Genomic DNA, 20,437 nt, shown 5'->3' with positions numbered 1-20,437 from the left:
TCCGATACCTGGACTAACGCGATCTAGCCGCCCTCCGCTGGCGTCGCCTCCGGGAACACCGCGCGGTCCCGCCCGCTGTTCTTCGCGCGGAACAGGGCGAGATCGGCCGCGTTGACGAGGCCGCCTGGGCCGGCTTCGCTGCTGGGCCAGGCGGTCGCCACGCCGACGCTGATCGTCACGCGCCCTGCGCCATGGGGGATGTTCAGGTCGCGCACGCCCTGGACCACACGCTCCGCCACATTGGCGGCGCCTTCGGGCGACACATCGGTCAGGATCATGACGAACTCCTCGCCGCCGAAGCGGGCGGCGAGATCGGTCGCGCGGAAGGCCCCGTTCTGGATCACGCCCGCCACCTGCTTCAGCACGTCGTCGCCGGCGAGATGGCCATAGGCGTCGTTGTAGCGCTTGAAGTGATCGACATCGATCATCAGCACCGAGAGCGGACCGCCGGTCCGAACGCCGCGCTTCCACTCCGCCGCGAGATACTCGTCGAAATAGCGGCGGTTGCCGAGCCCGGTCAGCCCGTCGATTCGTGTCAGGCGCTCAAGCTCGAGATTGGCGCGCATGAGTTCGCGCTGGCTCTCGCGCAGCGCTCGGTAGGCCTCGTCGCGCTGGAGGTGATCGAGATAGGCCCGGGTGTGATAGCGGACGCGCGCGATCAGCTCGATCTTGTCCGGCAGCTTCACCAGATAGTCGTTGGCACCGGCCTGGAAGGCTTCGCTCTTGATTGCCGGATCTTCCTTGGTCGAGAGCACGATGACCGGCACGTTGTGCAGCGCAGGGTGCTTGCGGTAGCGCCGCACCAGATCGAGTCCGTCCACGCCGGGCATCACCAGATCCTGCAGGATGACGGTCGGCTTGACGCGCTGGGCGACTTCGATCGCTTCGAGCGGGTCGGTGCAATAGTGGAAGTCCACGTCGCCATGATGCGTCAGCGCCCGCCGGACCGCCTCGCAGACCATGACCTGATCGTCCACGAGCAGCACCATCGCCAGATAATTATCGGCGGGGAGCGGCGCATCGGGGGAGGAGGTGGTGGGTTCGCCTGCCATGGTGAGCCTTCTAGAGAGCCGGCTGGCCACAGACCTCGGCGAGGCGCGGCGCGATCGCGGTCAGGGGCAGAATTTCGGTGGCGGCGCCGATGGCCGCGGCTGCCTTGGGCATGCCGTAGACGGCGCTGGTCGCCTGATCCTGCGCGATTGTCAAATGGTGCTTGTCGCGCAGGAGTTTCAATCCGCGCGCGCCGTCCCGCCCCATGCCGGTGAGCAGCACCCCGACCGTGTTGCCGCGCCATTGCCGGGCGACGCTCTCGAAGAAGGCATCGACCGAGGGGCGATAGGCATAGTCGCGCGGTTCCGCCCGGTAGCCGAGCTCGTCCGCCGAGGTGAAGACCAGATGGTCGCCGCTTGCCGCGATCAGCACGCTGCCCGACACGGGCCGGTCGCCTTCTCGGGCCGGGCGCGCTGCGATCCCGCTTTGCTGTTCGAGCCAACTTGCGAATCCCGGCACGAACTGCGCGTCGAGATGCTGGACGAGGACGATGGCCGCCGAAAAGCCCCGCGGCAGCCCCGTGAGCAGGGTGGCTACGGCGGCGGGGCCGCCGGCAGAGGCTCCGATGGCGACGAGCTCCTGCGTCGAGGCGCTGCGGGGAGCCGGCGGACGGGATTTGCGCACCGTTCGCGGCATGTCGCTGGCGAGGCGGGCGACGGCCGACATGCGCGCCAGCAGCGCGCCGCCTTGGGTGGAGGCGGCACCATTTGCACCGATGACGGGGATATCGACGGCGTCGAGCGCGCCATAGCCCATCGCGTCGTAGACGCCTGAGACATTGGCATCCACGCTGGCCGTCACGAGCAGGATCGGGCAGGGGGTCTCGGCCATGATCCGCCGGGTGGCCTCGACGCCGTCCATGACCGGCATGTTCAGGTCCATCAGGATGAGATCGGGCCGGTCGCGCCGGGTGGCCTCCACGGCTTCCGAGCCGTCCATCGCAATCCAGGCGATCCTGTGCTCAGCGGTCGAGGTCACGATCCGCCGCAGGACTTCGACGGCCATCGGCAGATCGTTGACCAGACCGACTCTCATGGGACGTCCTTCATCGGGCTTCGACCTCACGGCTCGCCGATGAGATCTTCGACAGCGTGGAGCAAAGTCTCGTCGTGGAAACTGCTCTTGGTCAAATAGTAATCGGCGCCGGCATCGAGGCCACGCCGCCGATCTTCCTTGCGATCCTTGTAGGAAACGATCATCACCGGGATGTTCCGCAGGCCGCTGTCCTTCTTGAGCAGGGTCACGAGCTCGATCCCATCCATGCGGGGCATGTCGATATCGGTCACGACGAGGTCGAACGCGCCGGACCGGACGGCATTCCAGCCATCCATCCCGTCGACCGCGACCTCGACCTCGAAGCCGCGATGGGCGAGCAGCTTCCGCTCCAGCTCGCGCACGGTGAGCGAATCATCGACGACGAGGATGCGCTTGCGCTGCCTCTGCGCGGCGCGTTCCGCCCGGTGCTCCAGCGGCTTCAGGCGACCGCTCGAAACCAGCTTCTCCATCGAACGGATCAGATCCTCGACATCGAGAATCAGCACGGGGGAGCCGTCCTCCATCAGGGCGGCGGCGCTCACATCCTTGACCTTGGCCAGCCGCGGATCGAGCGGACGCACCACGAGTTCGTGCTCGCCCAGGAAGCGATCGACAACCAGGGCATAGATGTCGTTGCCTTGGCCGACGACGACGGCCGCGAGTTCGGCCCCGGCCGAGCTGGGCTCGCCACGACCGAGAACCTCATGCGCGGTGACGAGCCCGACCTGCCGGTCGTCGAACTGGAAATGCGGTCGACCTTCGAGCGAGGCTATCCACTCCAGCGGCAGGTGCAGGGTCCGCGTAATTGCGGCGAGGGGGAGGGCATAGGGTTCCCCGGCGATCTCGACGAGCAAGGCGCGGATGACCGACAGCGTCAGCGGCAGTTGCAGCTGAAAGCGGGTGCCATGGCGGAGCCGCGAGGTGATCTCGATCTGCCCGCGTGTCTGGCGCACCATCGCCTGGACGGCGTCGAGGCCGACGCCGCGTCCGGAGATGTCGCTGATCGTCGGTTTCATCGAGAAGCCGGGCAGGAAGAGAAATTCCAGCAGCTCCGCCTCGCTGAGATCATGCACGGTCTCAGTCGTGGTGAAGCCGCGTTCGAGCGTCGCCTGCCGCAACGCGTCGAGATCGATGCCGCGACCGTCATCCGAGACGATGATCTGCAGGAGCCCGGCATGGTGCCGAGCTTCGAGCCGGATGACGCCTTCGGCCGGCTTGCCGGCCGCGCGCCGTTCCTCGGGCGTTTCGAGCCCGTGATCGACGGCGTTGCGCAGCAGATGGCCGAGCGGGGCGTCGAGCTGTTCGAGGATATCGCGATCGATGCTCGTCGCGCCGCCGACGATGTCGAGGCGTACCGTCTTGCCGAGCGCCCGCCCGATGTCCCGGACAGTGCGGGAGAAGTGCCGGACGCCGTCGTCGAAAGGCCGCATGCGGCTTGCTAGCGTCTCGTCGTAGAGCCGGCTGGCCAGATCGGTGGCGTGCCGGTCGACGGCGTCGAACTCATCGAGCCGCTCGCTCAGGATCGCCTGGCTTTCCTGCAGCCTGATCTGCACGGCTTCCAGCGCCTGCAGCGCGTGCGGGTCGGTCGTCGCGGCCGGCAGCGCGGTCTGGAGGGCGTCGACGCTCCGGACGAGCTCGGCCTGCGCTCGCCGCAGCCTCAGAAGCCCATCGTTGAAAGGCCGCAGGCGCCGGGATGCCATCAATGACTCGCCGGCAAGACCGAGCAGGCGATTGAGGCTCTCCGCCGTGACCCGGACCATGCGGCCGCCATGACCGTCGCCCGGGAGAGATATCGAGCCGGCCTCGGCAGAAGCCGACAGCGCGCTGTTGTCTGTGAACGGGGCGGTATTCTGTTCGGGCGCGGGTTCGGCGCTCTTGGGAGCCTCCGGCACGCCGCCTGCAGAAGCCTGCTGAAGCGCCGCAATGAAGCTGTCGATCCGCCGCTCCGCCTCGGCCGCATCGGGGCCCTCGTCGGAGGACAGGGCTGCCAGAAGATCGATGCCCTTGAGCAGGGTGTCGATATGGGCGTGATTCAGCCGCAGCTTTCCGTGCTGCGCTGCGACTAGGCACTCCTCCATCTCATGGGCGACCCGCACGGCAGGGGTCAGATCGATGATCCGCGCTGCGCCCTTGAGCGAATGCGCGGCCCGCATGCAGGCTTCCAGATGCGTGGCGGCCACCGGATCGCGCTCCAGCGCCAGAAGCCCGGTCGTCAGCGCCTGAGACTGCGTGGAAAGCTCGGCGCGGAACAGCTCGAGCAGGGAGAGTTCGCTGAAATCCTCGCCGCTCATGCGATGCTCCGGTCGATCAGCCCGGACAGCCTTCCGTCGTCGAGACGGCCCACCGCCCGGCCGTTCCAGGCGATCACGCCAGCGACGATGCTGGCGGTGGCTTTGCCGATGGTGGCGGGAGCCGCGCCCAGGTCACTCCGGTCAAAGCTGTGGAGCCCATGGACCTCATCGACCTCGAAGGCCGAACGCCGGCCTTCCTCCCCAGCCACGACGAGGCGGCGGAAAGCGGTGATCCGCCCGCCTGCCTGCGGCGCCGCGCCGGCATCGATCCCAAGCAGTTCGGACAGGGCGACGCAGACGAGCAACTCGCCGCGGACGTTGACGATGCCGCGAACGGCGCTGCTGCGGCGGTGGGGCAGGGAACGGATCGGGCGCGGCTCGGCGATTTCCTGACAGGCGGCTGCCGGCAGGGCGAGCCACTCCTGCCCAAGTCGGAAGATCAGGACGGTCTCAAGCGTGCCCCGTTTCGCGTCGTCGCTGGCCGGCTTGGCAAAGAACCGGGTCCATTCCTCGCGGTAGCCCTGCGGCACCGCCCGATCGAGCAGCTGGCGGGCAATCTGCGCATGGGTCGGGCAGTTGCGGCAATGCAGATGCGCCGCGAGCTCGGGGCAGGACTGGTCGCCCCGGACACCGATCTGTCGCCAGCATTCGCTGATGCCGCTCGCTGGCTCCGGCGTCATGTCGACTGCGACGGACATCAGGTTCCGCTCCTCTTCGTCAGCCGATCGAGCCGGTTGGCAAGCGCCCTGGCGCCCGTCTCGTCACCGCGGCGCTGCAGCAGCAGCTTGAGATGCGCCAGCGCCTGGCGGTGGTCCGGTGCGAGGTAGAGAGCCTTGCGATAATTGCCGGCAGCTTCCTCCTCGGCATTGTCGGCATCCTGGGCGAGGCCGAGTAGATAGAAGACCTGGGCCGAGGGGCCGAACGCGGCGATATGGCGTTCCGCTGCGACGCGCGCTTCGGAGAGGCGCCCGGCATTGGCGGCGTTCTCGATGTCGGCAAGGCCTGCAGCTTCGCCGTCGGGCGACACGGCTGGAACCTTCGACGCGGTCGGTGCCGGAGCCGCGAAGGGGCGATGTCTCGGCTTGGACGCTGCGCCGGAGACTGCGGGGCCAGGCGGTTTGCGACTTGGTTGCGGCTTCGGCTCGGGGCGCAGCTTGGTCTGGATTGTCGGTGGAGCGTCCGCCTTGGTAAAGGCGAAAGCTCGCGGCAGGCGCGCGCCCGTGAAGCCGTGCAAGGAGGGCAGGCCGGATTCCCCAGGCCCGACGAGCAGCAACCCATCCGGGGTCAGGGCTTGACGGAGCACCGCAAGGGCTGCGGCCTGCGTCTCGCGATCGAAATAGATCAGCAGGTTGCGGCAGAAGATGATGTCGTAGGCCTCGCGCCCGGGTGCTCGCGCCGGATCGAGGACATTGCCGAGCAAAAACCGAACCTGCCGCCGCACGATCTCATGGGGCCGGAACTCGCCGTCGAGTACTTCGAAGTAGCGCGCCCGGAAGGAGAGGTCGCTGCCGCGGAAGGAGTTCCGCCCATAGCTCGCCTGCTCGGCCAGCAGGAGGTTGCGGCTGCTGACATCGATGGCGTCGATCGCGAAGTCCTTCGGCTCGAAGCCGGCGTCGAACAGCGCCATCGCCATGGAATACGGCTCTTCGCCCGTCGAGCAGGGCAGGCTCAGCAGCCGGAGCGGGCGGTCCCGGCGGCGCAGTTCGTGTGCCTTGCGCGCCATTGCGACAAAGGCCTCGCGGTCACGAAAGAACCAGGTCTCCGGCACGACGACGCAGTCGATCAGCCCCTGGCGTTCGCCCGCGTTCTCGGCGAAATAGCGCCGATAGGCGTCGAGGTCGGGCTGGCCGCAAGCCGCCATGCGCCGCGTCAGAGCGTGACGGATGACCGAGGGACCGACTGTCTCGCTGCTCAGCCCGATCATCGCCCGGAGGATGCGCTCGAACTCGCCGGTGGCTGCGCCTTTCTCCATCACGGCTCTGCCGCCAGTTGCCGGAACAGGATGTCGCGGATCTCGGGCGGCAGCAGCGCCTCCGCCCTGATCCACTGAATGAGGCCTCCTTCGTCGGCCGCAACCGGCCCGAGATAGGGCGGCGTCCCGGCCTCGACGCCGGAGGCGACGAAATCGGCGGGATCGCGTGCGATTGTCTCGATGGCCCGCTCCGCGATCAGCCCGAGGAGCCTATGCTCTCCCTGTTCCGTCGGGTAGCGCAGCAGGATGATCCGGGTGCTCAGCACCGGCGCAGCCGGGCGGCCAAGCGCAAGCAGGGAGAGGTCGATCAGCGGCACCGGCGTGCCGCGGTAGCTGATCGCGCCCGCGACACCGGCTGGAGCCGCCGGGAGCTGCTTTGCCGCGAGCAGCGGCAGCACCGCCTCGACCTGCGCGGTGTCGAGCACGTAGCGATCCTGCCCAAGCTGGAACATGAGGAACAGCATCGCTCGCTCCCGCACCGTCTCCGTCACGCACGCAGCTTGAAGCGCGAGATGCTGCCGCGCAGCCCGCTCGACACCTGGTTCAGCTCGTCGATCGCGAGGGTCGATTGCTGCAGGGATTCGACGGTCTGCTGCGCGGCTTCGCTGAGCTGCGCCAGCGCCTCGCTGATTTGGCCTGCGCCGGTCGCCTGCGCCTGCATGCCCTCGTTCGCCACCTCGAAGCGCGGCACCAGCCCCTGCACCTGCTCGATGATCTCCGACAGCTGTCCGCCGACCTGCTGGACATCCTGCATGCCGCGCCGGACCTCCTCGGAGAACTTGTCCATGCCCATCACGCCGGCTGCGACGGCCGATTGGATGTCCTTGACGATCTGCTCGATGTCATAGGTCGAGACTGCGGTCTGGTCGGCGAGGCGGCGGATTTCTGTCGCCACGACGGCGAAGCCGCGCCCGTACTGGCCCGCCTTCTCAGCCTCGATCGCGGCATTCAACGACAGCAGATTGGTCTGGTCGGCGACCTTGGTGATGGTGGTGACGACCTGATTGATGTTGCCGGCCTTCTCGCTGAGGATCGCGAGCTTGGCATTGATCGCGCCGGCAGCCTCCATCACCTGCTGCATCGTGGTTTCCATTCGCGCGAGGCCGGCCTGGCCGCCGCCGGCGAGCGTCGCGGTCTGCTCGGCCACGGCCGAGACCTCGTCCATCGTCCGCACCAGCTCGTTCGAGGTCGCCGAGATCTCCTTGGCGGTGGCGCCGATCTCCGTCGTGGTTGCGGCAATCTCGCTGGCCGTCGCCTGCTGTTCCTTCGACGTCGCGGCGACTTCGGTAATCGAGGTGTTGACCTGGATGCTCGATTTCTGGACTTGGCCGATCAGCCCGGCGAGGTCGTCGGCCATGGCGTTGACGCCGTCCGCCAGCGTGCTGAACTCGTCGCGCCGGGCAAGCTCCAGCCTTTCGCTGAAATCGCCGCGCCGCATCACGTCGACAAGGCCCAGCAGCTTGCCGAGTGGCACGGTGATCGCCCTGAACAGCAGGAAGCCGCAGAGGATCGCGAGGCCGAGCGCGACGACGAAGGCGGTGATCAGCCCGAATTCGGCGGCTCGGACGATGGCGACGATGTTGCGTGTCGAGTCGTCGGCCTCGGCCTTGTTGAACTCCATCATGGTCTGAAGGGCATTGCTGAGCCGGGCCGCGAGCGGCTCGATCTGGTTCTTCACCATCGCGCTCTGATCAATGGCCTGCCCATTGGTGGCCGCGAGCTTTGCGGCCGCGACCATCGCATCCTCGATCAGGACCAATTGCTCGAACAACCGCTGCGCCTCGGCGTGGTTCTTGCGATCCCCCTCGGAGTCGATGGTGGGTTCATATGACTTCAGCAGGGAACGCATCCGCTCCCTGCTCGCGAGGATGGCATCGCTCGCACGGTTCCTTTCCGCCGCCGTGTCCGAAAGCTGGAATTCGCGGACGAGGCCGCGGGCCTCGGTCCAGGCCGTGGTCAGCTGCGCGCTGTAGTAGAGGGCGGGCACCGTCTTGGTCTCGACGGCCAGCGCTTCGCGTTCGGTTTGCAGGAACCAGAGATAGCAGAGCGCCGCGATCGCAGACATCACCGCCATCACGGCAGCGAAGCTGAGCAGGATACGGCGGCGTATCGTCAGGCTCTTCATGGTTTAATCTCTCACCGAGGTGCGGTTCGGGCTCCCCGATCGCGGTTGCGCAGGCACGCGGACGGAACGCTCCGAATCATCGTTAGCGCGGAGTTATTTCCCGACTGTTGAAGAGCGCCGTTACGATTCGAAGAACCGCCTTGGCGTCGATCCGGCCGCTAGATCGCCGAGCGTCCTATTGGACGCGAAGTGGAGTCCACTTCTCGGTCCGATGCTCTATTGTCGGCGTTCCCGGAGGAAATCGGCCGCCTGGTAGCGCCAGTAGGTCAGCTGGACCGCAGCGGTGCCGAACGGGCCGCCATTCCAGGCGAGGCCGAACGGGGCGAACAGCTTGAAGCGATCGCTGGCGCCCCGGATCGCCTCCGCGATGACGGTGCCGCCGACAGCTGTTGTATTCATGCCGTGGCCGCCGAAGGCGGTACAGTACCAGACGCCAGGGCGGTATTGCCCGATTTGCGGCATCAGGTGGCGCGCATAGGACATCAGCCCCGACCATGCGAGCTCGACCTTGAGTTCCGAAAGCTGCGGATAAGTCGTGACCATCTCGCGCCGCAGGAGCGCGGCGACATTGTGCGGCTCGGTCGTGCGTGTGGTGATCCGGCCGCCCCAGAGGATGCGGGAGCCGCCTTCGACCAGCCGGTAATAGTCGCCGGCCCGCCGATCGTCGCCGACGCCTGCACTGGTGCGGATGGCCTCGCGGATCAGCTCCGGCGCCGCTTCGGTCAGCAGCACATAGGTAGCGATCGGCAGAAAGGCGCGCTTCAGCGGCGCGAACAGGCCGTCCGTATAGCCGCCCGTGGTGAACAGCACCTGCTCGGCCTCGATGGTGGCCTGCGCCGTGCGCAGACGCTTCACCGACCCTTCCAGCTCGCAGGACAGGACCGGCGAGCCTTCATGGATGGCGCCGCCGAGCCGTACGATCTCGCGGGCGAGGCCGCGGGCATAGTTCAGAGGGTGGAAGTGGAAGGCGTCGTCATCGGCGAGCGCTGCGTGGTATTTCGGCGAGCGCAGCAGCCCGCGCGTCTCCTCCCGCCCGAGATAGCGCAGATTCCGGCCGAAGCGCTTCTCCTGCGCGTCACGCTCCTTCTGCAGTGCCGCGCCGCCATCATAGCGCACGACCCGCATGATGCCGGGCGAGGGAGCCGCATCGGCGATGCCGAGGCTCTCGATGTTGCGCCGGACGATGCCGACGCCTTCGAGGGTCAGGCGATAGAGTTCCTCGGCCTGCTGGCGCCCCGCCTGGCGCTCGATGGCGGACAGCGACGTCGCATAGCCGGCGCTGACGAAGCCGCCATTGCGTCCCGAGGCGCCCCAGGCGACGCGCTCGGCTTCCAGCAGCACGACCGAGCGGCCGGCTCGCACCAGCTCAAATGCGGCCGTCAGGCCTGCAAGCCCGCCGCCGACAATGCAGATCTCTGCTTTGATCTGCCCCTCGGCCAGCGGGTAACCGTCAGCTGAAGCGAGAGTGCGGCGGTAGTACGTGTCGATATAGGACGGAGACATACGGCCTCGTGGCAGGCGGGTAGCGGGTTCGACCGGGGAACGATCGCGCGATTTGCCGCCGCGTTACGGCGCGGCGGCTCAACCGGTCCTGGCGATGGCCCTTACTCCGCCGCCGCCGAGTCCGGCGGGTCATAGGCCTGGATCGGCGGCAGATTGCCGTCGAAGCGCTCGACCTGCACCGTGGTCAACTGCCCGGTGCAGCCCTGCGCCAGCGCCGATGTCCCGATGTCGCGTGTCAGGACATTCGGGTTGCCATGGACGCAGAGCGGCTTGTCCTCGCTCGGGTCGACCGGATCATACCAGGCGCCCGTCGGCAACTGGACGACGCCCTTGCGGATGCCGTCGGTGACGATGACGCCGGCGAGGCAGGCGCCGCGCTCGTTCGAGATGCGGATGATATCGCCATCGACGATGTCGCGTGCGGCAGCATCCTCCGGATGCATGCGCGCGACCTCGCGGCCGCGAAGCTTGCCCTCGCCGCTATGACCCCCGAAGTCGAACTGGCTGTGCAGCCGGGTTCGCGGCTGGTTGGCGACAAGGACGTAGGGGTTGGCGTCGTCGGGAACGTAGCGCGCACCGAGCCAGGCCGGGTGCCCGAGGCAATCCGCCTCGCCGAAGCTCGCGATGGTCTCCGAGAAGATCTCGAGCTTGCCACTCGGGGTCGGCAGCGGCGAAGCGGCCGGATCCTGCCGGAAGGCGCGCAGCTTGCCGCCATCGTCGGGCTGTTGCGGCAGCTCGTAGCCCTCGCTCGCCCAGAACTCGGCGAAGGTGGGCGCCGGCAAGCCTTTCTCCGCGAGGCCGATGCGGGTCGGTTCGTAGAGATATTCGAGCCATTGTCGCACGCTGCGGCCTTCGGTGAAGGCCTCGGCCGTGCCCAGCCGCTCGGCGAGGTCGGCGAAAATCGCATAGTCATCGCGCGCCTCGCCATAGGGCGCGACGACCGGGTGCATGGGCACCAAGAGCGGGTCGTTGGCGTTGCCGCCGATATCCTCGCGCTCCAGCGTCATCGTGCAGGGCAGCACGATGTCGGCATGGCGCGCCGTCGCCGTCCAGGCCAGTTCATGGACGACAAGCGTGTCGAGGCGGGCGAAGGCCTGCCGCAGCCGGTTGAGGTCCTGATGGTGGTGGAAGGGGTTGCCGCCGGCCCAGTAGACCAGCTTGATCTCGGGATAGGTCCGGGTCTGGCCATTGTAGCGATAGGTCGTGCCCGGATTGAGCAGCATGTCGGCGATGCGCGCGACCGGGATGAAATCGCTGACCGGATTCCTGCCCTGCGAGAGCGTCGGCATCGGCACGGCATTGTAGCGCCGGCCGTAATAGGCGATGGCGCCGAGCGCGTAGCCGTAGCCGCCGCCGGGCAGGCCGATCTGGCCAAGCGCCGCCGCGAGCACCATGCCCATCCAGACCGGCTGCTCGCCATGCTCCGCGCGCTGCAGGGCATGCGCTACGACGATCAGCGCGCGCTTGCCGTGCAGGCGCTTCGCGAGCGCCACGATATCCTCGGCCGGCATGCCGGTGATGGCAGCGGCCCAGGCGGCATCCTTGGGTTGGCCGTCGCTCTCGCCGAGCAGATAGCGCTGGAAGACCGGCCAGCCGACCGTGTAGCGGTCGAGGAAGCTGCGGTCGTGCAAGCCGTTGACGACGAGCGTGTGGACGAGCGCCAGCATCAGCGCGGCATCGCTGCCGGGGATATTCGCGATCCATTCGGCGCCGGCCTCGGCCGGCAGGTCGGCACGCAGCGGGCTGACCAGCACGAATTCGCAGCCGCGCGCCTGGGCGCGCTCCATCGCGCCGCGCTCGACATGCCGGCTGATGCTGCCGCCGGCGACCATGCTGTTCTTGAGCGCCATGCCGCCAAAGGCGAGCACGATCTCGCTGTGCTCGGCGATCTGCTCCCAGGAGACGTTGCGTTTCACCAGATCCTCGTAGTCGCCAATGATGTGCGGCACGAGGACGGAGGACGCTCCCGAGGAGTAGCTGTTGACCGACTTCACATAGCCGCCGGTCGAGGTGTTGAGGAAGCGGTGGATCTGGCTCTGAGCATGATGGAAGCGTCCGGCGCTGGCCCAGCCATAGGAGCCGCCGAAGATCGCGCCGGGGCCATGGTCGTCGCGCACGCGGCGCAATTCCCCGGCGAGCTTGTCGAGCACTGCCGACCAGGACATCGGCACATATTCGTCGCGGCCGCGGCGGTCGTCGGGGCCCGGCCCGTTTTCCAGCCAGCCGCGGCGCACCATAGGCTGGGCGATGCGAGCGCGGTGGCGCAGCGCGCCCGGGAAGTTCTGGATGATGTCGTTGGGGTCGGGATCGCCGGGATGCGGCCGCACCTCGAGCTGGCCGTCCTTCATCCGCGCCGAGAACACGCCCCAATGCGAGGTATGCGGACGAAAGGCTTCGTTTTCGTTCAAAGCCTCGGGTGCCTGGCCGGCAGGGCTCGTCATCGCCGCGATCCTTGGAATGTTAGCTGGGAACGACAATCCGTCATCTGTCGGTCCATGACGGATCGCAAGCGAAATCGGCACCTGATCGATGCGCCTGAGACAGACCCCATCTGCTGGAATTCATGGTTTCGGCGAGGCAGAGTGAGATGGCGCATCGCACGGAAAGTGACGGGACAATGCAGGATTCCTCCGGTGACGTGGTCGTCGTCGACAGACAGGGCACCGTGCTGACGGTGACCATGAACCGACCCAAGGTGCTGAATGTTCTCGACGAGGCGCTAGCGGATGCCTTGCTCGCGGTGTTTGAGCCGATCGCGGCGGATTCGAGCGTCCGGGCGGTTGTGCTCGCCGGTGCCGGCCGCTCCTTCATGGCGGGCGGCGACCTTTCGCGCTTTCATGCCGATCTTGCGGGAGCACCCGCGACGGCCGGCCAGCTCATTGGCCGCTTCCACGCCCTGATGCGCCTGATCAAGGCCCTGCCGCAGCCGGTGGTAGCCGCGGTGCAAGGCCCGGTCGCGGGCGGTGGTGTCGGCCTGGCGCTGGCTTGCGACATCGTCATTGCCGCTCAGGGCGCGAGCTTCCTGTCGGCCTACACCAGGCTCGGAACCAATCCGGATGGCGGGACCACATGGTCGCTCCCGCGGCTGCTTGGCCCGCGGCGCGCACTCGAATTCGTGCTGCTGAACGAGGCGATGGATGCCGGGACCGCGCTGCGCCTCGGCCTCGTCAACCGGGTGGTACCGGATGGTGAACTGGCGGAGACGGCGCGGGCGATGGCCGAGCGCCTGAGCCAGTGCAGCTTCGGCGCCAGCAGGGCGAGCAAGGCTCTCGTTCAGGCCGCGATGGAAGGCTCCTTCGACGAGCAGCTCGATCTGGAGAAACAGGCCTTCATGGCCAATGCCGGGACAGACGACTTCAGGGAAGGAATTCAGGCCTTTTTCGAGAAGCGCGCTCCGCGGTTCTGACGGTCCTCATCGCGCTTGTTTGCCGAGCGGCGGTGTCCGGAGGCGACAGACGCGCTTCCAGCCGGTCCAGCCCCTGCAGCAGCAGGGCCGCGTCCGGGCCGAGCGCCGCCAGGATCTCCGCCTCGAAGGCGAGCGCGCGCGGTACGATCTCGCCATAGGCGCGCAGGCCCGCTGCCGTCAGCGTGAGGCTCTCCTCGCGTCGGTCCGCCTCGTTCTCGCGCCGCGTCAGCCAACGACGCTCCTCGAGCGCGCGCACGGCGCGGCTGACCTTGGTCTTGTGCATCGTCGAATGAGCGCCGATCGCTTTCGCAGTCATAGCGCCGAATTGGCCGAGTGTCGCCAGCACCCGCCACTCCGGCACAGTCAGATCGTGATGCGGCCCGTAGACCGCGCGGAATCTCAGCGATAGCGCCGTGCTGAGCCGGTTGAACCGGTAGGGCAGGAAGCGTTCGAGCGCGAGCGTCGTCATGCCTTGTTGGTTACAAAATCAACAGTTACGAAAGCAACTGTTTTTGCCGCAGGCGCTGCCACAGCCTGCTGGCTGCGCGCGAGATAGGGGACGCAGGTTGCCGTCGGCTGCCTTGTCGCGAACCGTCACCGGGAGGTCGCAATCATGAACATCCAGAAGTCCGCCACGCCGTCTGCCGGGGAACGCAAGATCGAAAGCGCCATCCAGTCGGGCTACATGTCCGGCTTCGGCAACGGCTTCGAGACCGAAGCGCTGCCGGGCGCCTTGCCGCTTGGCCGCAACTCGCCGCAGAAATGCGCTTATGGCCTCTATGCCGAGCAGCTCTCGGGCTCGCCCTTCACCGCGCCACGCACCACCAATGAGCGCTCCTGGCTCTATCGCATCCGGCCGACGGTGGCGCATTGGAACCAGTTCCGAAAGGCCGATATCGGGCTATGGCGCACCGCACCGGCCCGCGAGGTCGATCTGCCGCTCGCCCCGATGCGCTGGAGCCCGCTGCCGATCCCGTCGCAGCCGCTCTCCTTCATCGAGGGCATCCACAGCATGACCACGGCCGGCGATGCCGGCAGCCAGGGTGGCATGGGCGCGCATGTCTATCTGGTCACGCGCTCGATGGTGGACGAGTATTTCTACAATGCCGATGGCGAGATGCTGTTCGTGCCGCAGCAGGGGAGTCTGAGGCTCTGGACCGAGTTCGGCATCATCGACATCGAGCCGGGCGAGATCGCGGTGATCCCGCGCGGGGTGAAGATCCGCGTCGAGCTCAAGGACGGCCCGGCGCGCGGCTATATCTGCGAGAACTATGGCGGTGCCTTCAGCTTGCCGGAGCGCGGGCCGATCGGCGCCAATTGCCTCGCCAACCCGCGCGATTTCCTGACGCCCGTTGCGGCCTATGAGGACCGCGATGTGCCTTCGCAGATGTTCGTGAAGTGGGGCGGCAATCTCTGGGTCGCCGACATCGAGCATTCGCCCCTCGACGTCGTCGCTTGGCATGGCAATTACGCGCCCTACAAATACGACCTGCGCAAATACTCGCCGGTCGGGCCGGTTCTCTACGACCACGCCGATCCGTCGATCTTCACGGTGCTGACCTCGCCGTCGGAAACGCCCGGCACCGCCAATATCGACTTCGTCATCTTCTCGGATCGCTGGCTGGTAGCGGAGAACACCTTCCGCCCGCCCTGGTACCACATGAACGTGATGAGCGAGTTCATGGGGTTGGTCTACGGCGTCTACGACGCGAAGACAGGCGGCGGCTTCGTGCCCGGAGGAATCTCGCTGCACAACATGATGCTGCCGCACGGCCCCGACGTCGACGCCTTCGAGCGCGCCAGCAATGTCGAGCTGAAGCCGCACAAGCTGGAGGGAACGCTCGCCTTCATGTTCGAGACGCGGTTTCCGCAGCAGGTCACGGCCTTCGCCGCCGGCTCCAATGCCTTTCAGAAAGACTACGGCGGCTACGGCCACAAGCTCACGAAACACTTCGACCCGAGCCGGCCATAGTAGACGCGCAGCGGAATCGACGCCGCAGAAGCCATCTTGAAGCCTTGACGGCGCGCTCGGCAACGCAATCTGCGTTGCTTGACATCTGCCATACCGAAGCGCCTCATCCCGGCCGGCCGACTATTCCCGATTGGGCGGTCAGCACCCTCAGTTTCCGCGCCGCGCGCGGATGAGTGGCTTTGACGTGAAACCAACAGTCGAAGAGTACACGGTGGCGATGCCGTGGTACGAACCCGAGGATTTTCCGCGCCTTTGGGAGCTTGCGCACGATCGCTCCGAGATGCCGCCGTGCTACGAGGACTGGCGGCGCAATGCGGAGGTCGTGATGAATGCCTGGCTCGCCAGAGGGCGGGCCTTGCAGATCGTCACGATCCGGCCGGGGCCTTTCGTGGCTTGGCTCGAAGCACGGCGCCTGCCGAACACGGCCGAGAACCGCCGCCGCTATGTCGAGGATCTGGCGATACGCGACCATGACGCGGCCTGATAGGCCGGCGGTCTGATTCTGCCTGTCTCTCGATCATGCTGATTTTGCATGGAAACGCGCGTCATTCCGGACAAGCCGCGATAGCGGCGCCGATCCGGAATCCATCATCAAGCTCGGCGCTCCATGATGGATTCCGGGTCAAGCCCGGAATGACGGCGCGTTTCCAAATAATGGCAGCGCGCTCTAAAGGGACCGGAGCCCGATACGGTATCGGGCTCTCTGATCTCAGGAACGGGCGGCCGTGACCACGACCTCGATCATGGCGCCGCCGCCGAGATCGGCCACGCCAACCGTGGCCCGGGTTGGCATGTCCTCGCCGAAGAAGCCGGTCCAGGCGGCATCCATCTCCTTCTTCTGGGAGAGGTCGGTGACGAAGATCTGCGCCGCGACGATCGCCTTGCGGTTGAGCCCGACTTCGCCGAGATAACCCTCGATCTTGCCGAGGATGTTCTGCGTCTGCGGGCCCATGGATTGCGTGGTGTCGTCGGCGATGACGCCGCCGACGAAGGCGAGATTGCCGACTTCGACGATGCGGTTCTGGATCGGCGTGCGGATGGAGCGCTTGATGGTCATCGGTCTTCTCCTGGGTTGAAGCTCAGTGCGTGGTGGTGAAGCGGGCGATATCGAGGCCGTCGATCGGCACGTTGGAGCGGCCGGTCGCGATGATCTCGGCCATCACCGCACCGGCGCCGGGGCCGAGCTGGAAGCCATGGGCCGAGAAGCCGAACTGGTGATATACGCCCTCGTGCCTGGCGCTCTTGCCGAAGACGGGCAGGTCGTCCGGCATGCGCGCCTCGATGCCGGCCCAGGCCCGCACGACTGGCGCGCCGCGCATGATCGGGAACAGGTCCCACACGGTTCCGGCGCTGATCGCGAGCTTCTTCCAGTCGAGCAGCGTGACGTTCTCGTCGCGCAGCGGCGTTCCGAGATGGCCGCCGCCGATCAGCACGGTCCCGTTGCCGAATTGCTTGAAGGACAGCTTGCGCCCGCGCAGGATCACCACGGGCTTGATGAAGGCCGGCAGCGGCGCGGTGATCATCAGCATCGGCGCAATCACTTCGAGCGGCACGGGCTCGTCGAGGTCGGCGGCGAGACGATCGGCCCAGGCGCCCGCGGCGTTGACGATCCGCGGGCTCAAGAACTCGCCGGCATCGGTGACGACGCGCCAGTTCGACCCGTCCCTCTCGACCTTCGTCACGCGGACGCCCTCGCGGATATCGGCGCCGAGGCTTGCGGCCTTGCGCTTGAAGGCCTGCGTCGCGCGCAAGGGGATGGCCGCACCGTCGCGGCGCGAGATCACGCCGCCGGGGCAATTCTCGGAAACGGCGGGCACGATCTCGCGCAGCTCCTTGGCGTCGATCATCTCCTCGTGGTGGAAGCCGCGCAGGTTGAGGTCGTCGACGCGGGCGCGGCAGTTGGCGAGATCGTCCTCGTTTTCCGCGACCAGAACCTGCCCGTCGCAGGTGAAGCCGCAATCGTCGTCAACGAGCTCCGCGATGCGGTGCCAGATCGCCATCGAGGCGTTGGACAACGGGATTTCCGCGACATGCCGCGCGAGCTGGCGCACACCGCCGGCATTGACGCCCGAGGCATGGCGCCCGGCATGGTCCTTCTCGATCAGGATGACCGAGAGTCCGCGCAGGGCGCAGTGCAGCGCCGTCGAGCAGCCATGGATGCCGCCGCCGATGACGATGACATCGGCGCTGCGCCGGGAGCCGCTCACCGCACGACCGCCTTCACGGCGGCCTCGGTCTGCGGCAGCGCTGCCAGCTCGGCCAGCGTCACCGGCTTCACCGGCGGGCGTAGCCGGTAGTAGCCGACCTCGGCCGGCGTGGTGCCACGCGTCTGCGCGATCAATTCGACCACCGTCGGCCCGCAGAGCCGGCCCTGGCACGGACCCATGCCGCAGCGCAGGAAGGCTTTCATCTGGTTCGGCCCGGTAACGCCGAGGCGGGCGGCCGCATCGCGCACTTGCCCGGCCGTGACCTCCTCGCAGCGGCAGATGATCGTCTCGTCCTGCGGCGGCGCCAGGAATTGCGGGGCTGGCCTGTAGAGCAGGTCGAGGAAACGGCGGCCGTGCAGCAGGCGCATGAGCGCGGCGCGGATCGGTGCAGCCTGCCGGTCGCGCTCGGCCTCGCTCAGCTTGCCAAGCCGCGACGCCGCGCCGAAGGCGGCGATCTCGCCGCGCAGAGCCGCACTCTCCGCCCCGCCGATGCCGGCCCCGTCGCCCGCGATGGCGATGCCCGGCACGCTGGAGGCGAGCCAGGCGTCGACGCGCGGAACCCAGGCATGCTGCTCCTCGTCGAACGCATGGGCGCAGCCGGCGGCATTGGAGAAGTTGACGCTCGGGATGACGCCCTGATGCAGCAGCAGCGTGTCGCAGGCGATCGCGCCCTGGCGCTCGCCCTGCTCGAAACCGACCTGCCGGAGCGTGCCTTCGCCTTTCGCCGACAGGCTGGTCACATTGGAGACGAAGCGCAGCTTGCGGCGGGTCGCCGCCATCAGCTTCAAGCCCTTGGCGAGATAGGGCGAGCGCAGGAAGTCGGGCAGCGCGGCAAGCGCCTTCGGCCAGTTGGCGCGCGGCGTCGTGTCGAGCACGGCGACGATCTCGCAACGGGCTGCCGCGAGCTGGCTCGCCAGCAGGTAGAGCAGGGGGCCGCAGCCGGCGATGACCGTGCGTCCCGCCGGCACGATGCCGGCGCCCTTCAAGGCGATCTGCGCGGCGCCCGCCGTCATCACGCCGGGCAGCGTCCAACCCGGAATCGGGAAGGGGCGTTCCTGCGCGCCGGTGGCGAGGATGACCTGCCTGGCGCCGATCATGCGCGCCTTACCGTCGACCGAGAGACCGAGCTCGAAGGAGCCGGGCGATGCCTCATCCGGGCCAAGCGACCAGACGGTGCAGCGCGCCGCATAGGACGCCTGGGAGCGCTCAAACCGCGCAACGATCTCCGCGCCACGCCAGTAATCCTCGCCGAGGATGGCACGGTCCTTCACCGGCGTCGTGGTGATGGCGCGGTAGATCTGGCCGCCGGGCGCCGGATTCTCGTCGGCGAGCAGGACGGTGAGGCCGAGCCCGGCTGCGCGCGCCGCCGCGGAGAGCCCGGCGGGACCTGCGCCGACCACGACGAGATCATAGCTTTCGGCGAGCTGTTCGATGCCTGCGACCGGGGTCATTGTCCGACCTCCGCGAGATGGCGGCGCCCGTGCTGGGTCTCGATTCGCATGCCCTCGGCCAGCGGCACGAGGCAGCCCTGCCGGTTGCCGATCCCGTCGATGACGACGAGGCAGTCGAAGCAAACGCCCATCAGGCAATAGGGCGCGCGCGGCGTATCGGAGACCGGCGTCTCGCGGCAGGCGACGATGCCGTTGGCGAGCAGGGCGGCGGCGACGGTGTCGCCGGAGCGGCCGGTGAGCGGCTTGCCGTCGAAGGTGAAGCTGAGCCTCGCCGTGCCGGCGGCGCCTTCTCTCGCCTCAGCTATGGGCCGGAACATGGAACCTCCGCGCGGTAAAGGACGCCACCGCATCCGGCAGCGTGCCGGAGAGGATCGCGGGGGCGAGGGTCAAGGCGTGATTGGCGGCCAGCGTCACGCCGGAATGGCAGGTGACGACGAAGGCGCCGGGGCAGGTTTCGGATTGGTCGTAGATCGGGAAGCCGTCGGGGCTCATCACCCGCAGCGCAGACCATGTCCGCACCACGTTCAAGCTCGCGAGCCGCGGGAACATCCGGACCGCGCGTTCGGCCATTGCGGAGAGGATCGGTTGGCCGACGACCGTGTCGAAGCCGCGATCCTCATGGCTGTCGCCGATCATGACGCCGCCCTCGTCGGTCTGGCGCACCGTGACCATCGGATTGTGCAGGAAGGGCTCGGTCTTCTCGGTGACGATGATCTGCCCCTTGCTCGGCTTCACCGGCGCGTCGAGCCCGACCATCGGGGCGAGCCGCGCATTACCGAGCCCGGCGCAGAGCACGACCTTCCCGGCTCGCATCTCGCCCCAGGGGCCCGAGATCGCGAAGCCGCCATCCTTGGCCACGATGCGTTCGACCGGGCTGTTCGGTCGATAATCGACGCCGCGCCGCACCGTCGCCTCCCGCAGGGCGCGAAAGAGCTTGAGCGAGTTCACATGGCCGTCGAGCGGCGAATAGATCGCTCCGACGACGTCCGGGCCGATGGCGGGCAGGCGTCGCTTCGTCTCGTCATGGTCGAGCACCTCATAGGGGAAGTCGCTGAGCGGCCGGCTGTTGTGCAGGCGCCGCATCGCCTCGACGCGCTTGTCGAGCTCGCCTTCGGACAGGCAGAGCATGAAGCCGCCGGGTTGGCTGTGGGCGACATCGATGCCGGCCTCGTCGCGCAGAATGCCGGCAAGCTCATGCCAGCTATCGGCCGAGCGGCGCGACCAGAGCGCGTAGTCCGGCATGCCGAAGCCCTTGGACTGCACCCAGACCAGCGCGAAATTGCCGCGCGAGGCCCGGAAGGCCGTATCGCCCTCGTCGAGGATGGCGACGCGGGCGCCGCTGCGGGCCAGCCCGAGCGCGATCGCGCCGCCGACCACCCCGCCGCCGATCACGGCGACATCGGGTTCTGTGGATATGCTGGGCAT

At 67.6% G+C, this 20,437-nt stretch carries 18 protein-coding genes; 3 read left to right on the top strand and 15 right to left on the bottom strand.

Translation table 11 applies throughout. The features are described from left to right. Positions 1-23 precede the first annotated feature (23 nt). The 9 genes from FQV39_RS14445 to FQV39_RS14405 all read right to left on the bottom strand — a co-directional run bounded on the left by FQV39_RS14445 (position 24) and on the right by FQV39_RS14405 (position 12,417). Positions 24-1,052 carry a response regulator gene (locus FQV39_RS14445; RefSeq protein WP_149130930.1) on the bottom strand — a complete coding sequence of 343 codons (1,029 nt, stop codon included), beginning with the start codon at positions 1,050-1,052 and terminating at the stop codon, positions 24-26. 10 nt (positions 1,053-1,062) lie between these two features. Next, positions 1,063-2,085, bottom strand: a complete 1,023-nt coding sequence (gene cheB, locus FQV39_RS14440) for a chemotaxis response regulator protein-glutamate methylesterase (protein ID WP_149130929.1) — start codon at positions 2,083-2,085, stop codon at positions 1,063-1,065. Positions 2,086-2,111: 26 nt separating this feature from the next. Then, the gene (locus tag FQV39_RS14435; protein ID WP_149130928.1) at positions 2,112-4,376 is read right to left on the bottom strand and encodes a hybrid sensor histidine kinase/response regulator; all 2,265 of its coding nucleotides are present in this window, start codon (positions 4,374-4,376) and stop codon (positions 2,112-2,114) included. Beyond that, on the bottom strand, positions 4,373-5,074 hold the full coding sequence (locus FQV39_RS14430; RefSeq protein WP_149130927.1) for a chemotaxis protein CheW: 702 nt from the start codon (positions 5,072-5,074) through the stop codon (positions 4,373-4,375). The genes FQV39_RS14435 and FQV39_RS14430 overlap by 4 nt, the downstream gene beginning before the upstream one ends. Beyond that, a complete protein-coding gene (locus FQV39_RS14425; RefSeq protein WP_149130926.1) occupies positions 5,074-6,348 on the bottom strand; it encodes a CheR family methyltransferase in 1,275 nt (424 codons plus the stop codon). The genes FQV39_RS14430 and FQV39_RS14425 overlap by 1 nt, the downstream gene beginning before the upstream one ends. Next, positions 6,348-6,812, bottom strand: a complete 465-nt coding sequence (locus tag FQV39_RS14420; RefSeq protein WP_149130925.1) for a chemotaxis protein CheW — start codon at positions 6,810-6,812, stop codon at positions 6,348-6,350. The genes FQV39_RS14425 and FQV39_RS14420 overlap by 1 nt, the downstream gene beginning before the upstream one ends. 23 nt (positions 6,813-6,835) lie before the next feature. Then, on the bottom strand, positions 6,836-8,473 hold the full coding sequence (locus FQV39_RS14415; protein ID WP_149130924.1) for a methyl-accepting chemotaxis protein: 1,638 nt from the start codon (positions 8,471-8,473) through the stop codon (positions 6,836-6,838). A 216-nt stretch (positions 8,474-8,689) separates the two neighbouring features. After that, entirely contained in the window at positions 8,690-9,976 is a 1,287-nt protein-coding gene (locus tag FQV39_RS14410) for an NAD(P)/FAD-dependent oxidoreductase (RefSeq protein WP_149130923.1), read from the bottom strand. 101 nt (positions 9,977-10,077) lie between these two features. Then, positions 10,078-12,417: a molybdopterin guanine dinucleotide-containing S/N-oxide reductase gene (locus FQV39_RS14405; RefSeq protein WP_149130922.1), complete on the bottom strand. Its 2,340-nt coding sequence runs from the start codon at positions 12,415-12,417 to the stop codon at positions 10,078-10,080. Positions 12,418-12,563: 146 nt separating this feature from the next. Here FQV39_RS14405 and FQV39_RS14400 point away from each other — a divergent pair, with 146 nt between their 5' ends. Then, positions 12,564-13,382, top strand: a complete 819-nt coding sequence (locus tag FQV39_RS14400; protein ID WP_187640288.1) for an enoyl-CoA hydratase/isomerase family protein — start codon at positions 12,564-12,566, stop codon at positions 13,380-13,382. Here the strand turns inward: FQV39_RS14400 and FQV39_RS14395 are convergent. After that, the gene (locus FQV39_RS14395) at positions 13,333-13,851 is read right to left on the bottom strand and encodes a MarR family winged helix-turn-helix transcriptional regulator (RefSeq protein WP_149130920.1); all 519 of its coding nucleotides are present in this window, start codon (positions 13,849-13,851) and stop codon (positions 13,333-13,335) included. The two genes, FQV39_RS14400 and FQV39_RS14395, sit on opposite strands and share 50 nt — an antisense overlap. Positions 13,852-13,995: 144 nt before the next feature. Between FQV39_RS14395 and hmgA the strand changes: the two genes are divergently transcribed. Together hmgA and FQV39_RS14385 are read left to right on the top strand one after the other, a co-directional pair. After that, the gene (gene hmgA / locus FQV39_RS14390; RefSeq protein ID WP_149130919.1) at positions 13,996-15,354 is read left to right on the top strand and encodes a homogentisate 1,2-dioxygenase; all 1,359 of its coding nucleotides are present in this window, start codon (positions 13,996-13,998) and stop codon (positions 15,352-15,354) included. Between the two features lie 184 nt (positions 15,355-15,538). Continuing rightward, positions 15,539-15,838, top strand: a complete 300-nt coding sequence (locus FQV39_RS14385) for a hypothetical protein (protein ID WP_149130918.1) — start codon at positions 15,539-15,541, stop codon at positions 15,836-15,838. A gap of 225 nt (positions 15,839-16,063) precedes the next feature. On the opposite strand, the gene FQV39_RS14380 is transcribed toward FQV39_RS14385, so the two are convergent. Genes FQV39_RS14380 through FQV39_RS14360 form a run of 5 tightly spaced genes read right to left on the bottom strand, consistent with a single transcriptional unit; the run spans position 16,064 to position 20,428 of the window. Next, the gene (locus FQV39_RS14380) at positions 16,064-16,411 is read right to left on the bottom strand and encodes a Rid family hydrolase (RefSeq protein WP_149130917.1); all 348 of its coding nucleotides are present in this window, start codon (positions 16,409-16,411) and stop codon (positions 16,064-16,066) included. Between the two features lie 22 nt (positions 16,412-16,433). Further along, entirely contained in the window at positions 16,434-17,561 is a 1,128-nt protein-coding gene (locus tag FQV39_RS14375) for an NAD(P)/FAD-dependent oxidoreductase (protein ID WP_149130916.1), read from the bottom strand. Next, positions 17,558-19,012, bottom strand: a complete 1,455-nt coding sequence (locus tag FQV39_RS14370; protein WP_149130915.1) for an FAD/NAD(P)-dependent oxidoreductase — start codon at positions 19,010-19,012, stop codon at positions 17,558-17,560. The genes FQV39_RS14375 and FQV39_RS14370 overlap by 4 nt, the downstream gene beginning before the upstream one ends. Beyond that, complete coding sequence (locus tag FQV39_RS14365; protein WP_149130914.1) at positions 19,009-19,329, bottom strand: (2Fe-2S)-binding protein; 321 nt, start codon at positions 19,327-19,329, stop codon at positions 19,009-19,011. The genes FQV39_RS14370 and FQV39_RS14365 overlap by 4 nt, the downstream gene beginning before the upstream one ends. Beyond that, on the bottom strand, positions 19,310-20,428 hold the full coding sequence (locus tag FQV39_RS14360) for an NAD(P)/FAD-dependent oxidoreductase (RefSeq protein ID WP_210251239.1): 1,119 nt from the start codon (positions 20,426-20,428) through the stop codon (positions 19,310-19,312). Before FQV39_RS14360 ends, FQV39_RS14365 begins: the two co-directional genes overlap by 20 nt. Between the last annotated feature and the right edge of the window lie 9 nt (positions 20,429-20,437).

The sequence above is a fragment of the Bosea sp. F3-2 genome (assembly GCF_008253865.1).
In the GTDB taxonomy this organism is placed as follows: domain Bacteria; phylum Pseudomonadota; class Alphaproteobacteria; order Rhizobiales; family Beijerinckiaceae; genus Allobosea.
Note: the sequence above shows the minus strand (reverse complement) of the source record. Positions and strands in the feature narration are given on the sequence as shown.

Bases quoted from the DNA above. Each gene is read 5' to 3' on its own strand.
- FQV39_RS14445 (WP_149130930.1), bottom strand. From the start codon at position 1,052: ATGGCAGGCGAACCCACCACCTCCTCCCCCGATGCGCCGCTCCCCGCC.
- cheB (WP_149130929.1), bottom strand. From the start codon at position 2,085: ATGAGAGTCGGTCTGGTCAACGATCTGCCGATGGCCGTCGAAGTCCTG.
- FQV39_RS14435 (WP_149130928.1), bottom strand. From the start codon at position 4,376: ATGAGCGGCGAGGATTTCAGCGAACTCTCCCTGCTCGAGCTGTTCCGC.
- FQV39_RS14430 (WP_149130927.1), bottom strand. From the start codon at position 5,074: ATGTCCGTCGCAGTCGACATGACGCCGGAGCCAGCGAGCGGCATCAGC.
- FQV39_RS14425 (WP_149130926.1), bottom strand. From the start codon at position 6,348: ATGGAGAAAGGCGCAGCCACCGGCGAGTTCGAGCGCATCCTCCGGGCG.
- FQV39_RS14420 (WP_149130925.1), bottom strand. From the start codon at position 6,812: ATGCTGTTCCTCATGTTCCAGCTTGGGCAGGATCGCTACGTGCTCGAC.
- FQV39_RS14415 (WP_149130924.1), bottom strand. From the start codon at position 8,473: ATGAAGAGCCTGACGATACGCCGCCGTATCCTGCTCAGCTTCGCTGCC.
- FQV39_RS14410 (WP_149130923.1), bottom strand. From the start codon at position 9,976: ATGTCTCCGTCCTATATCGACACGTACTACCGCCGCACTCTCGCTTCA.
- FQV39_RS14405 (WP_149130922.1), bottom strand. From the start codon at position 12,417: ATGACGAGCCCTGCCGGCCAGGCACCCGAGGCTTTGAACGAAAACGAA.
- FQV39_RS14400 (WP_187640288.1), top strand. From the start codon at position 12,564: ATGGCGCATCGCACGGAAAGTGACGGGACAATGCAGGATTCCTCCGGT.
- FQV39_RS14395 (WP_149130920.1), bottom strand. From the start codon at position 13,851: ATGACGACGCTCGCGCTCGAACGCTTCCTGCCCTACCGGTTCAACCGG.
- hmgA (WP_149130919.1), top strand. From the start codon at position 13,996: ATGAACATCCAGAAGTCCGCCACGCCGTCTGCCGGGGAACGCAAGATC.
- FQV39_RS14380 (WP_149130917.1), bottom strand. From the start codon at position 16,411: ATGACCATCAAGCGCTCCATCCGCACGCCGATCCAGAACCGCATCGTC.
- FQV39_RS14370 (WP_149130915.1), bottom strand. From the start codon at position 19,012: ATGACCCCGGTCGCAGGCATCGAACAGCTCGCCGAAAGCTATGATCTC.
- FQV39_RS14365 (WP_149130914.1), bottom strand. From the start codon at position 19,329: ATGTTCCGGCCCATAGCTGAGGCGAGAGAAGGCGCCGCCGGCACGGCG.